This window comes from Microbulbifer pacificus (assembly GCF_033723955.1).
In the GTDB taxonomy this organism is placed as follows: Bacteria; Pseudomonadota; Gammaproteobacteria; order Pseudomonadales; family Cellvibrionaceae; genus Microbulbifer; species Microbulbifer pacificus.
Map to the genome: position 1 here is coordinate 2,143,814 of NZ_CP137555.1, position 12,496 is coordinate 2,156,309.

13 protein-coding genes are annotated in these 12,496 nt (G+C 56.7%); 3 read left to right on the top strand and 10 right to left on the bottom strand.

What is annotated here, in order from left to right; all coding sequences use genetic code 11:
• Positions 1-23 precede the first annotated feature (23 nt).
• The 6 genes from R5R33_RS09245 to R5R33_RS09270 all read right to left on the bottom strand — a co-directional run bounded on the left by R5R33_RS09245 (position 24) and on the right by R5R33_RS09270 (position 5,271).
• On the bottom strand, positions 24-815 hold the full coding sequence (locus R5R33_RS09245) for a CPBP family intramembrane glutamic endopeptidase (RefSeq protein ID WP_318952412.1): 792 nt from the start codon (positions 813-815) through the stop codon (positions 24-26).
• A gap of 122 nt (positions 816-937) precedes the next feature.
• Positions 938-1,606, bottom strand: a complete 669-nt coding sequence (locus tag R5R33_RS09250; RefSeq protein ID WP_318952413.1) for an SCO family protein — start codon at positions 1,604-1,606, stop codon at positions 938-940.
• A gap of 2 nt (positions 1,607-1,608) precedes the next feature.
• Entirely contained in the window at positions 1,609-2,517 is a 909-nt protein-coding gene (gene cyoE, locus R5R33_RS09255) for a heme o synthase (protein WP_318952414.1), read from the bottom strand.
• 52 nt (positions 2,518-2,569) lie between these two features.
• Positions 2,570-3,622, bottom strand: a complete 1,053-nt coding sequence (locus R5R33_RS09260; RefSeq protein ID WP_318952415.1) for a COX15/CtaA family protein — start codon at positions 3,620-3,622, stop codon at positions 2,570-2,572.
• Between the two features lie 51 nt (positions 3,623-3,673).
• Entirely contained in the window at positions 3,674-4,330 is a 657-nt protein-coding gene (locus R5R33_RS09265) for a hypothetical protein (RefSeq protein ID WP_318952416.1), read from the bottom strand.
• A gap of 104 nt (positions 4,331-4,434) precedes the next feature.
• Entirely contained in the window at positions 4,435-5,271 is an 837-nt protein-coding gene (locus tag R5R33_RS09270) for an SURF1 family protein (RefSeq protein ID WP_318952417.1), read from the bottom strand.
• Positions 5,272-5,304: 33 nt separating this feature from the next.
• Between R5R33_RS09270 and R5R33_RS09275 the strand changes: the two genes are divergently transcribed.
• A complete protein-coding gene (locus tag R5R33_RS09275) occupies positions 5,305-5,529 on the top strand; it encodes a DUF2909 domain-containing protein (RefSeq protein ID WP_318952418.1) in 225 nt (74 codons plus the stop codon).
• A 55-nt stretch (positions 5,530-5,584) separates the two neighbouring features.
• On the opposite strand, the gene R5R33_RS09280 is transcribed toward R5R33_RS09275, so the two are convergent.
• From R5R33_RS09280 to coxB, 4 genes are read right to left on the bottom strand one after another with little or no spacing between them, the layout of a single operon-like run.
• On the bottom strand, positions 5,585-6,478 hold the full coding sequence (locus tag R5R33_RS09280) for a cytochrome c oxidase subunit 3 (protein ID WP_318952419.1): 894 nt from the start codon (positions 6,476-6,478) through the stop codon (positions 5,585-5,587).
• A 42-nt stretch (positions 6,479-6,520) separates the two neighbouring features.
• Positions 6,521-7,090, bottom strand: coding sequence for a cytochrome c oxidase assembly protein (locus R5R33_RS09285; protein WP_318952420.1), 570 nt, complete (start codon positions 7,088-7,090; stop codon positions 6,521-6,523).
• A 28-nt stretch (positions 7,091-7,118) separates the two neighbouring features.
• Complete coding sequence (gene ctaD, locus R5R33_RS09290; protein ID WP_318952421.1) at positions 7,119-8,669, bottom strand: cytochrome c oxidase subunit I; 1,551 nt, start codon at positions 8,667-8,669, stop codon at positions 7,119-7,121.
• Positions 8,670-8,693: 24 nt separating this feature from the next.
• Positions 8,694-9,854, bottom strand: coding sequence for a cytochrome c oxidase subunit II (gene coxB, locus R5R33_RS09295; protein ID WP_318955717.1), 1,161 nt, complete (start codon positions 9,852-9,854; stop codon positions 8,694-8,696).
• A gap of 419 nt (positions 9,855-10,273) precedes the next feature.
• Here coxB and R5R33_RS09300 point away from each other — a divergent pair, with 419 nt between their 5' ends.
• Together R5R33_RS09300 and R5R33_RS09305 are read left to right on the top strand one after the other, a co-directional pair.
• Positions 10,274-11,644: an MATE family efflux transporter gene (locus R5R33_RS09300; RefSeq protein ID WP_318952422.1), complete on the top strand. Its 1,371-nt coding sequence runs from the start codon at positions 10,274-10,276 to the stop codon at positions 11,642-11,644.
• Between the two features lie 178 nt (positions 11,645-11,822).
• A complete protein-coding gene (locus R5R33_RS09305; RefSeq protein WP_318952423.1) occupies positions 11,823-12,482 on the top strand; it encodes a hypothetical protein in 660 nt (219 codons plus the stop codon).
• Positions 12,483-12,496: the final 14 nt, after the last annotated feature.

Consider the following 12,496-nt stretch of genomic DNA (forward strand, 5'->3'; position numbering starts at 1 on the left):
TCCCCGGCCTCAATGTCCCGGAATCAACCGGGATATTTCAGCAGCGTCATGTGCAGCAGGTTCACTCCCCAGTGGGTAAGCACGCAGGCCCAGAAGCTTCCACGTAGCTGCCATACCAGTGCGTACCCCAGGCCCGCGATACCAACCAGCGCCAGCAGGGATGGTGACGCGGCCCAGCTGGTATGCAGGCTGGTGAATACTGCCGCAACCATGAGCATGCCCACCCATTTCCATTTTTTCAGGCAGGTATCCAGCCCGCGCTGCAACACCCAGCGGAAAAATCCCTCTTCGGCAATGCACACCACCAGCAGGTTGATCAGTGCGGCAATGGCAATAGTGGCATTGAGCTTGAGATCGACGCCGATCAGGATGGCGCCGGCCACAATCGGCACGGCGATGACCGCCAACATCAACGGCAGGTCCGCGCGCTTTAGTGGCTGTGGCCGCATCAGCATGAACAACACGATGGTCAGGGCGATTACCGCCTTTGCCGGGCGGAAGCTCGCGTAAATCACATTGCCATCGGCATCACTGTAAGGTGGCAATGCAGTAATGTGCGCGTTTTCGGGAACCACACCGCTGTTGACCACCAGCATCAAAAGACCGGTGATGAAAAAGCTCACCGCTTTTTTCCAGCGCGCGGTATTTTCAATCGCCACCAATCCCAGCCAGATGGCGGGCGCAAATACGCCAACCCAACCGAAGGGAATGGCGAGCAGACACAGGAAGGCGGCGGGCAGCCACAGGCTTTTGTTGTCGAAAGGCTCCGCCGTGCGAATTACCGGCGCGCCCTGCTGGACGTTAAGCGAAAACATAGAAATTCCATTTTCGTCATTGAATTGATCGCATACACCATCTTAGCGCCAGTGATGGTTGATTTCAGAGTTGCTTGCCCGCGGTGAGACCTGCATCCATAAAACGACCAGAAATTTCTTTTCTAGCCGTTGAAGGTCGCACGCATCGAACGATAAGTCAGTTTCATTTTTGCGGGATCGAGAGGAGCTTTGAAGAAGCCGTGGTAGTGACCGCGGGGATTGATCAGCACTACTTGCGAGCCGTGATCGACGGTGTAATTACCATCTTCCAGGGGCACCTTGCTGAACGGCACATTCAGCTGATTAGCAAAGCGCTTGAGGTTGAGAAATTCACCGGTGACGGCGGAGAACTGCGGATTAAAGTAGCGCACATAGTCGTGCAACTGTTGCGGCTGGTCCCGTTGAGGATCAACCGATACCAGCAATATTTCCGTATCTTTGCGCGTGTCTTCATCCAGGGTCTGGTAAAAACTGCTCAGCGTCGCCAGGGTCGTGGGACACACATCCGGACAATGTGTAAAACCGAAAAACACCAGCGTCCAGCGGCCCGTCATTTGCGTTGTCTTGAACACATCGCCCGTGTCTGCAAGCAGCTCAAATTCATCCAGGATCCGCGGGCGTTCCAGCTTGATAGCACCATTGGCACGCAGTTCCGAATCCGTAATCACCCGCGGCTGCCCCATCTTGTGCAGGAAGCCTGCAAGCACCGCCAGCATAAACAGCACCATCACCGCGACGGTGATAAAAATACCGCGCTTCTGCTCGCGGGAGTGTTGTACGTTTTCGCCCATTGTCACACTCCGCTGGTCGGCAGCGCGACCAGGTAGTGATCCAGCAGCATGACGCAGAAAAGCGCCATCAGGTAAACGATGGAGTACTTGAAGGTCTCCATCCCCGCCTTGGGATTCCTATCGCGCAACATTTCCACCGCCCAGTACAGGAAGCCGATACCGAGCACCACTGCACCGAGCAGATACAACCAGCCGAGCATGGCCGTGGCAAACGGCAACAGGCTGACGGCAAACAGGATAATGGTATACAGCAGGATATGGATCTTGGTGTACTGCACCCCGTGAGTAATCGGCAGCATGGGAATTTCTGCCTTGGCATAATCATCCCGGCGGTGCACCGCCAGCGCCCAGAAGTGCGGCGGCGTCCAGGCAAAAATGATCAGCGCCAGCAATAGCCCATGGCCGTGAATGTCCCCGGTGACGGCAACCCAGCCGAGCAACGGGGGCGCGGCACCGGCGAGACCACCGATTACGATATTTTGCGGGGTGGCGCGCTTTAAAAACATGGTGTACACCACGGCATACCCCAGCAGCGAAAACAGGGTGAGCCAGGCGGTCAGCACATTCACGAATGCGATGAGAATGGCCATGCCGATACAGCCAAGGACCAGTGCAAACAACAGAGCCTTTTGCGGTTCAACTCGGCCACGGGCAACGGGACGGTTGGTGGTTCGGGCCATTTTGATATCGATGTGGCGGTCAACCAGGTGATTCACTGCGGCCGCGGAGCCGGCACAAAGGGCGATACCGAGATTACCCAGCAACAGAATATCCAGCGGCACCATGCCCGGCACCGCGAGCAGCATACCGATCACCGAGGTGAGGATCATCAGCATCACCACCCGCGGCTTGGTGAGCTCGTAGTAGTCGCGCCAGCCGGCACGTTGAACACTGACTGCCTGTGTACTCATGATGACACCTCGTTGTGCTTATTATTTTTCCCAAATTCCATTTGGCGATTTTCTAGGGGTAATTTTTTATTGCTGGTTGCACCGTGTTGATGCGGTAACAAAACGTCAGCAGACTCAATAACAACAACGCTGCGCCGGCGTTGTGGGCTACGGCTATCGGCAGTGGTAGTGACAGCATTACGTTGGCAACGCCCAATGCCACCTGCAGCCCCAGCACCGCGAGCAGTCCCTGCGCCCATCGCGGCGAGCCCGCCTGCCATGCACGCAAGGCCACCAGGCATACCAACAAGCTGACAATGATGGCACCGATGCGGTGAGTGATATGGATCGCGGTGCGGGCATCGCTTTCCAGCGCGCCACCGAGGTAATTCGGGCCTATCTGTTGAGCAATATTGAAACCCTGGCTGAAGTCAGCCGCCGGCCACCATTGATTGTGGCAGGTGGGAAAATCCGGGCAAGCCAGTGCCGCATAGTTGGAACTGGTCCAGCCGCCGAGGGCGATTTGCAGGGCAACAGCGACTACGGCGGCCACAGCCAACGGGCGGAGTTTCTGCAACGCGGTAAATTCGCGTGGTGGTATCAGTCGCCGACGGTAGCGAAGCCTTTCCGCCAACATCCACAGCACTGCCAGAGTCGTCATTCCACCCAGCAGGTGCGCGGTAACGACCTGTGGCCAGAGTTTGAGTGTAACCGTCCACATACCGAATGCCGCCTGCATCAGGATAATGCTCAACAGGATGTGGCTCTGATAAAAACCGCGGTGGCCGCGGCGGCGCCAGAACAGGTAAGTAAGCCCAACCACCAGCAACATCAGCGTGCCGGCAAAATAGCGATGCACCATTTCTGGCCAGGTTTTGTCGGTTTCTACCGGCGCGTGGGGAAAAGCCTGATTCGCGGCTTCAATTTCATGGCTTGCTGTCGGCCACATGAGATGACCATAACATCCGGGCCAGTCCGGACAACCGAGCCCGGCGTGAGACAGGCGGGTAAACGCGCCGAGCACCACCACCACCAGCGCGAGCCCGGTGCCGATCAGCGCAAGACGAAAGCGCCAGTCTTTCTTGTAGTTTTTCCTGAGTTCGGTGATATCGGATTCCACATCCATTGCGCTCTCCTCGCTAATCGACTCCGCCTTCCCGCGGTTATTTTTCTGACCTTATTTTTCGTAGGAGTACTTCAGTAGTCGCTTGATGTCTTTGAGCAACTGATTGCCGGTGTTGCGGTTGTCGTACACCATCATGGCGAAACCGTTCTGGTCTACCAGCAGTGCGTTGGGACCGGCAAGTTTCGGGTGATCGCTGTTTGCCAGCCAATTGTCCAGTTGTTGCCGGTCGACGGTGCTAAAGCGCAGGCGGGGGTGTTCGCTTTTCAGCTCACCCAGGCGCTGTTCACTGAGCGCGTCTGCCGTCACCAGCATGCGCTCCACGCGATGGGCCTTGTCCCCCAAACGGATGTGTACCTGGCGGGTGGTATAGAGCAGCTTCTCGCACTCGGCAGCACACTGTTCACCACCCAAAATCAGGTAGCGCCATTTCGGTGCCTCATCGGCGAGCAGGATTTTATCGCCGTTGTCGGACAACAGTTCAATGTCCGTGACATTTTTTGCAGGCGTGAGCAGCTCACCCTGATTGATGGTGCCTTTCGGCATGCCGAGGCCGGTATAGAACACGATATACGCGGCCAGCATCGGCACAGCGACGGCACTGAAAACCGCGATTCCCGCCCAGCGACTGAGCCCGGCTCCCCTGCCCTGCACGGCGCCCTTGGTGTGTTCGGTAGCCCGGGCTGTTACCGGTTGAATATTTTCTGCCACGACGTCTGCCTCGCTACGGCACTGCGCCCTCCGGATCGCGCCTCGCAGTTGCAGAGCAAGCTGCGGAATGACCGGCTGCGGTGCCCGTTATTGTTATGGATTGATTATGTCTCTTTCGCTGATTTTTTAAACCACTTTTCTCGTACCAATTGCCTCGCGTTGGTCGCAGCCAGCAGCCATAGCACCACCAGCGATGCGGCCATGGCAAACCATTGCAATGCGTAAGCGCGATGCTTCTGTGGGTCGACATTGACCAGTGGCCAGTCGGTTGTGAGCGCTGTACCCGAGTCTGCACTCAGGCGGATATGCCATGACGTACGGGTTAGATTCAGTTGCTCGGCCAGTGCCGTGTCCAGCTGCTGGATACGGCTTTGGGGTGCGATAGGTTTCAAGTCTCGCTGGTCAGGCTCCGCCGGATCACTCGCGTAGAGAAAGCCGCTGATGACCGTGCCGTAGGTTGGATAAGTCACTTCCGGCAGCTGGCTGCGCAGCGAACCGGCCGGCATCCAGCCGCGGTTGATGAGCCAGCGTGTTCGGTCACCGTGAAGGCGGGATTCGAATACCTGCAGGATCTCGTAACCGACGCGGCCGCTGCGGGTGCGGTTGTCGAGGTAAAAATATTCGTCGGTGTAGAAACCTAGCAAGCGCACTGGGGTATAGGGTTGCGCCTGTTGTAGCTCGGTTATGTTGATGGGCTGGGTACTCAGGCGCCCGTCAATGTTATCGAGAATTTGCTGCTTTTCCTGTGCACGCTGCACTTGCCAATTGCCGAGCCCGAGCAACAGGGGGAAAAGACACCAACAGAGGATGCTGAGTGGCCAGCTGCGGATAAATGCTACACTGGCGGCTCGCGATGGTTCTCCGGTTTCCTTGGAGAGGTTGGCGGTCCCGTCTGGTATTGCGTTGTCGCGTATTGCCTGCGACTTTCTGGGAGCTGTCATGCCAATAACTACTTCTATAAATGGCGTTTTATTATGTGGCTAAAAGCAATAATCGTCTTGTTATTTCTCGCCGTGCTGGCCAGCCTGACCAGCGCCCTTTTTTTTCTGTTGCGCGACATGGGTGCACCTGAGTCCAAGCGCACGCTCTACGCACTGGGTATTCGCATCACGCTCGCCGCGCTGTTGTTACTCGCTATCTGGTATGGGTTTTACAGCGGTATTCTTTCCAACACCGCTCCCTGGGCTGACAAGTATTGAGGACATCATCGGTAGCGGGAGGGAGTGAATTACCTCTCGCTGCCGATACTGAAAATTACGCGCCCAATACGTACACGAAAATAAACAGCCCTACCCATACCACATCCACAAAGTGCCAGTACCAACTGGCCGCTTCAAAGCCAAAGTGATCGTTAGGTTTAAAGTGGTGGGCGATCACCGAACGCAGCAGCATGATCAGTAGCATGATGGTGCCGAGCGTGACGTGAGCGCCATGGAAACCGGTGAGCATAAAGAAGGTTGTGCCGTAGATACCGGATTCCAGCGTCAGACCGAGATGCTTATACGCCTCCATATATTCCTCCACCTGGAAGAACAGGAATGACGCACCGAGCAGGATGGTAATACCGAGCCACAGGTTGAATGCCTGGCGCCTGTTCTTTTTCAGAAAGACGTGGGCAATGTGCACGGTGACACTGGAGGCGAGCAGCAGGAAGGTATTCAGCAGCGGTAGATGCCAGGGATCAATAATGCCTTTCGGGCCGAGCACCTTGGCGGCATTGCCACTTACCGCCTGATCCGGGGTCACCATCAGCGGCCAGGTATTCTGAAACCCCTCCCACAACATATTGGACGATCCACGGTCGCCCTCACCGCCGAGCCAGGGTAGGGAGAAGGTGCGAATGTAGTAAAGAGCGCCGAAAAAGGCGGCGAAGAACATCACTTCCGAGAAGATGAACCAGCCCATCCCCCATACATAGGAGCGCTTCAACTGATCACTGTTGAGGCCCTGCATGTTTTCCCTGATGACCGTGGCAAACCAGAACCACAGCACCGTGGCGATGGTTAGTGCACCAGCGAAGAAAATATACGAGCTGCCACCGTTGACCCAGTTGGCGGCACCGAAGGCCGTCAGGAAAATACCAATGGTGGCGAATATCGGCAGCCGGGACTGCTCGGGAACATAGTAGCTGCTGCTTTCGGTGGCCATATTTAATTATCCCTCTCGCTTGGTGCCTTTCTCAAATTGGGCTCAAATTGGGGAGGCATCCGCTTTCTTGTTTTGTGTCTGTTGCGCTATCCGGTCCGTGACATCAAACAGCGTGTAGGAGAGCGTAATGGTGTTCACACCGGCTGGCAGATCCGGGTCGACGATAAAACGAAGGCCCAGCTCGGCGGTTTCGCCGGCGGCGAGTGTTTGCTGGTTGAAGCAGAAACACTCGGTCTTGTGAAAATAGTTGGCGGCCTTGAATGGCACCAGGCTAGGGATGGCCTGGCCGACCATGTCACGGTCTGTGGGATTGTGCGCGTGAAACACCGTATCCACAGCCTCACCCGGGTGCACCTTCAGTTCCACCACCCCGGGCTTGAATTCCCAGGGCATATTTTCGTTGTTGCTGGCAATGAACTGTACTTTCACAGTCCGCTCGGCATCCACCATTGCGGGAACCGCTTCGTAGCGACCGCCGGTTTTGCCATTGAGGCCGGTGACTTCACAGAAGGCGTCGTACAGCGGCGGCATGACGAATAACGCAAAACCGAGCATGCTGACCGCGAGGGTCAGCAGCTTGGCTGTAGTTTTTGCATTTGCGCTCATTGCCATATTTGCTGCCGCTAGCACCCCTGGGATTTCACTGCACCGCCGGTGGCGTGCTGAAGGTGTGGTAAGGAGCCGGCGAAGGTACGGTCCACTCCAGCCCCTGCGGGTTTTCCCAAACTTCATCGGTAGCTTTGCTGCCACCGCGCACAGTGCGAATCACGTTGAACAGAAAGATCAGTTGTGCGGCGCCGAACAGGAAGGCGCCTACACTGGCAATCTGGTTGAAGTCGGCGAACTGCAGGGCGTAGTCGGGAATACGGCGCGGCATGCCGGCGAGCCCCACAAAGTGCATCGGGAAGAAGGTGACATTAAGGCCGATAAACGCCAGCCAGAAATGCACTTTACCCATGGTTTCGTTGTACATATGACCGGTCCATTTCGGCAGCCAGTAGTACACGCCCGCGGTGATGGAGAAGATCGCACCGGGCACCAGTACATAGTGGAAGTGCGCCACCACGAAGTAGGTATCGTGATACTGGAAGTCCGCCGGGGCAATCGCCAGCATCAGACCGGAGAAACCGCCCAGGGTAAACAGGATCACGAAGGCGATAGAGAACAGCATCGGGGTTTCAAAGGTCATCGAACCACGGAACATGGTGGTCACCCAGTTGAACACCTTCACCCCGGTGGGTACCGCAATCAGCATGGTGGCATACATAAAGAACAGCTCACCGGCGATGGGCATACCCACGGTGAACATGTGGTGCGCCCACACGATAAAACTCAGGAACGCGATACTCGCTGTTGCGTATACCATCGAGCTATAGCCGAACAGCGGTTTGCGCGCAAAGGTGGGGATGATCGCCGACACGATACCAAAAGCCGGCAGGATCATGATGTACACCTCGGGGTGGCCGAAGAACCAGAACACATGCTGGAACAGTACCGGGTCACCACCGCCGGCGGCGCTGAAGAAGCTGGTGCCGAAGTGAATGTCCATCAGCATCATGGTTACCACGCCCGCGAGTACCGGCATTACCGCGATCAGCAGGTAGGCGGTGATCAGCCAGGTCCATACGAACAGTGGCATCTTCATCAGAGTCATACCCGGTGCGCGCATATTCAGGATGGTGGCGACGATATTGATCGCCCCCATAATGGAGGACGCACCCATGATGTGAATCGAGAAAATAAAGAAAGTTACGCTCGGTGGCGCATACTCGGTGGACAGCGGTGCGTAGAAGGTCCAACCGAAGTTGGGCGCACCGCCTTCCATGAACAGGGTGGATGCCAGCATCGTGAATGCGAAGGGCAGTATCCAGAAGCTCCAGTTGTTCATGCGCGGCAATGCCATATCCGGAGCGCCGATCATCATCGGTACCATCCAGTTGGCCAGGCCGACAAACGCCGGCATTACCGCGCCGAACACCATGATAAGGCCGTGCATGGTGGTCATCTGGTTGAAGAAGGCCGGCTGTACGATTTGCAGACCGGGCTGGAACAGTTCGGCGCGGATTACCAGCGCCATACATCCGCCAAGCAGGAACATCGTAAAACTGAACCACAGATACAACGAACCGATATCTTTGTGGTTAGTGGTGTAGAGCCAGCGGGTTAAACCGGGTTTCGGACCGTGTGCCATAACTAAACTCCTTTCGGCTCCTGCTTACTTATTCTTGAAATTGAGAATGTCGATGGGCTGCACGGTGTCGCCCATATTGTTACCGAAGGCATTGCGCTGGTAGGTAATAACCGCAGCGATATCCACTTCACTCAGTTGTGCTCCAAACGCCTGCATCGCGGGGTTCTTCGAGGAACCATTTACCACCATGCTCATGTGGCCGTTTAGTGGACCAGTAGCGACTTTTGAGCCGGCGATCGCCGGGAAAGTACCGGGTATGCCCTGGCCACCAGGCTGGTGGCACGCGGCGCAGGTACTGTTGTAGATTTTTTCTCCGCGCGCGTAGAGCTCGTCGAAGGTAAAGGTTTTGTTGGTGAGCTCTTTGATTTTGGCTGCCGCAGCCTCGCGGTCACTCAACCAGGAGTGGTATTCATCTTCCGGCACGGCCTTGACCACAATCGGCATGAAGCCGTGATCCTTGCCGCAGAGCTCCGCGCACTGACCGCGGTAAAGACCGGGTTCATCGATACGTGTCCAGGCTTCGTTCACGAATCCCGGGATCGCATCTTTTTTCACCGCCAGGTCCGGCACCCACCAAGCGTGGATTACATCGTTGGCGGTAATCAGAAAACGGATTTTTTTGTTGACTGGCACCACCAGCGGCTCATCCACTTCCAGCAGGTAGTGGTCGCTTTTCGGCTGTTGGTTATTGATCTGAGCGTGTGGGGTAGCAAGTGTGGAGAAGAAGGCAACATCGGAACCCAGGTAGTCGTATTTCCACTTCCACTGGTAGCCGGTGATCATGATATCGAGATCGGCCTCCTTGGTGTCGTAGATATCGTAGAGGGTTTTGGTGGCGGGAATCGCCATGCCGATAAGAATCAGGGTGGGAACTATGGTCCACGCAAGCTCCACCAGGGTACTTTCGTGAAATTGTGCCGCCTGGTAACCCTTGCTCTTGCGGTGACGCCACATGCTGTAGAACATCACCCCGAACACCACAACACCGATCGCCACGCAGATCCAGAAAATCAGCATGTGCAGATCGTAGGTAGTACGGGAAACCTCGGTTACCCCTTGGGTCATATTGACCCCCCATCGCTCCACACTCTCACCGGTTTCCTGCGCAGTATCCTGGGCAAGAATTCCCGGTGCGATGGCCGAGAGGGTCAGGAAGGCGAACAGCCGTTTGAAGCCCATCAACATCGCCTGCAGATCTCCATGTTTGTTATTCTCGCGAGCCGCTTTCCTGCGGTCACAATGCTGCGGAATGCCATGCAGAATCTGCATGATGTACACGCTCGCGGCACGCTAACCAACAAGATAGCAAAACCCTGTGACAGCCGTTGGCTGCCCGGAGGACTGGAGTCTGCCCCGATCGTGGGATCGGGAAATATCCACACACTAAAATGTGGACATGCTGTAGTAAATCAAGACTACATACACTGTTCGCACAACCGGGGAAGGCCGCAGCTGCGCGATACTGCTGTCAGTGCAACTTGTTATTTTTACTTCAGATGTCGTCGCCCGGAAGGTACAACCAACAACCTGTGTCTTTTTGTCGCATCTAGCACTGACCAAAAGAAACACATCACTAGAAAAAAGTCAATTCACCGCCAGGTTGCATGAAAAGATTTCCGGCGTTTTTGCGCCCACTCCCCAGAGGAATTTCGCGCCGCGCCGCTGCCCCCTATAGACGGGTCTGGTATCTCGCCTGGCCCATGATCCTGAGCAACATTACTGTGCCTCTTCTCGGCGCCGTAGATACCGCAGTGCTCGGGCACCTGCCCAGCCCGGAATATCTTTCCGGCGTTGCCATTGGCGCGAGCGTGATTTCCATGTTGCTGTGGGCCTTCGGTTTTCTGCGTATGGGGACCACCGGATTGGTGGCGCGAGCGGACGACTGCGGCGCGCGCTGGCTGCTGCGCTCGCTGTGTCTTGCCGCTGTGCTGGGCATTTTGCTGTTGCTGCTGGCTTCGCCATTGGTGCCGTTGTTCACCCACTGGATGAATGCCAGCGCGGAGGCCACTCCCCACGCCCGTGACTACCTGCAGATCCGCCTGCTGAGCGCACCCTTCGCACTGGTGAACTTCGCCCTGCTGGGGTTTTTTATCGGCCGCCAGGATAGCCGCACTCCGCTTGCCATTCTGGTCACGGCCAATCTGTTGAATATCCTGCTGGACCTGCTGCTGATCCTGGGATTTGGCATGGGCGCGCGCGGCGCCGCCTGGGCCTCGGTGTGCGCGGACTTGTGCAGCGTTACGCTGGGCTGGTGGTTACTGGTCAGGCGCCACGGCGACACACGGCGTGAAATGGCTCGGGTGTCACGGGAGCCGGATTTCTGGCCGTGGCAGGGCGCTGCCCCGTGGCGGGAACTGCTGCGAATCAACAGCGACCTGTTCTTTCGCACCTGCCTGCTGTTGTTCACCCTGACATTTTTCACTGCCCAGGGTGCCGCCCTGGGTGACACCATGCTGGCGGCCAACGCGATCCTGCTACAGCTGCTGATGATGACCTCTTACGCCCTGGATGGCTTTGCTCACGCTACCGAATCGCTGGTGGGGCGCGCGGTCGGGCGCGGCTCCACAGCGCAGTTCCGGCGCACTACCACCGCCGCCGGTGTCTGGGCCCTGGGGTCGGCGCTGCTGATTACACTGGTGCTGATCTCAGGAAGAGCGTGGATATTGCCGCTGTTCACGAATATTCCCGCGGTATTGAGCGCAGCCGGTGCGTATTACCCGTGGCTCTGTGCCCTGCCCTTGATTGCGGTTTGGAGCTATCAGCTGGACGGGGTTTTTATCGGCGCCGGCAAGAGCCGCCAGATGCGCGACACCATGTTCGTCGCCACTGTGATGGTATTTTTACCCTGCTGGTGGATTACGCGACAATTCGATAACGCTGGCATCTGGCTCAGCCTTTTTTTGTGGTTTGTCGCACGCTCTGTCGGATTGATGGTCTATTTTTACAACTACACTAAAAACAACAATTGGCTGTAATTGGAGCTACGCCAGATTCCTCTTCCAACGTTAAGCAGTTTTGTCCGCCCTATTGGACGCGGCCCATTTACGGGCCATCGCGCGGGTCCAGCAGGTATTGATCGGCCCGGGAAAAAGTGGGTCGAGCATATTCAGACAAAAAAACGGGGAGGCGGTTTCGCCGTATTCGTTTTGATGTATGCCTGACCATTACCAACTGATCCAACAATGCATCGACCGTGCAGTTGCCGCAGAACAGGCCAGGGGCCGATTCCGGCGCTCCCTGCACGACACCCTGCCTAATCTGCACCGCAGTATCCAGTTGCCGCAGCGGGATGCACCCCTCCACATTACCTGTTTCGTGATCCGCTATATCCAGGTGATTCCGGCCTGGCTGCAGCGGATGGATCAGCTGTGCCAGGCCGGAGGCATCGATTTTTATCCGGTGCGCGAACTTATCCTGCACAGCTTCAGCGAAATTCCCGAGCGCCAGCCGTACGAACACGGCCTCGGATCAATCCTCGATGAGGCCTATCTGGCCCACCGCACCATGGAAGAAATCAATGATCTGCTACAGGCCCTGTGCGGCACCCCGCTGCTGCCCATGGACCCGCTGGTAGCGAATCTGGTGGTACGCGAACTGCTGGGTGAAACTCTGGGGTGCCAGCTGGACGATCTCACCAGCGTATTGCTGCAGCGGTTTGCGCCAGCGGAACTCGATCCCGCGAGACTGGTTTCGATGATTCTGTATAAACAGCGCTACGACGATGCGCCGGGCGAATGGCCGGATTTTGCCAGCCACATGCAGATTGCCTTGCGCACTCAAACCATCGCGCAACAGGTTGACCTATCCCATTGATTGCTCTCGCCGCT

Bases quoted from the DNA above. Each gene is read 5' to 3' on its own strand.
- R5R33_RS09245 (WP_318952412.1), bottom strand. From the start codon at position 815: ATGTTTTCGCTTAACGTCCAGCAGGGCGCGCCGGTAATTCGCACGGCG.
- R5R33_RS09250 (WP_318952413.1), bottom strand. From the start codon at position 1,606: ATGGGCGAAAACGTACAACACTCCCGCGAGCAGAAGCGCGGTATTTTT.
- cyoE (WP_318952414.1), bottom strand. From the start codon at position 2,517: ATGAGTACACAGGCAGTCAGTGTTCAACGTGCCGGCTGGCGCGACTAC.
- R5R33_RS09260 (WP_318952415.1), bottom strand. From the start codon at position 3,622: ATGGATGTGGAATCCGATATCACCGAACTCAGGAAAAACTACAAGAAA.
- R5R33_RS09270 (WP_318952417.1), bottom strand. From the start codon at position 5,271: ATGACAGCTCCCAGAAAGTCGCAGGCAATACGCGACAACGCAATACCA.
- R5R33_RS09275 (WP_318952418.1), top strand. From the start codon at position 5,305: ATGTGGCTAAAAGCAATAATCGTCTTGTTATTTCTCGCCGTGCTGGCC.
- R5R33_RS09280 (WP_318952419.1), bottom strand. From the start codon at position 6,478: ATGGCCACCGAAAGCAGCAGCTACTATGTTCCCGAGCAGTCCCGGCTG.
- R5R33_RS09285 (WP_318952420.1), bottom strand. From the start codon at position 7,090: ATGGCAATGAGCGCAAATGCAAAAACTACAGCCAAGCTGCTGACCCTC.
- ctaD (WP_318952421.1), bottom strand. From the start codon at position 8,669: ATGGCACACGGTCCGAAACCCGGTTTAACCCGCTGGCTCTACACCACT.
- coxB (WP_318955717.1), bottom strand. From the start codon at position 9,854: ATGTTGATGGGCTTCAAACGGCTGTTCGCCTTCCTGACCCTCTCGGCC.
- R5R33_RS09300 (WP_318952422.1), top strand. From the start codon at position 10,274: ATGAAAAGATTTCCGGCGTTTTTGCGCCCACTCCCCAGAGGAATTTCG.
- R5R33_RS09305 (WP_318952423.1), top strand. From the start codon at position 11,823: ATGCCTGACCATTACCAACTGATCCAACAATGCATCGACCGTGCAGTT.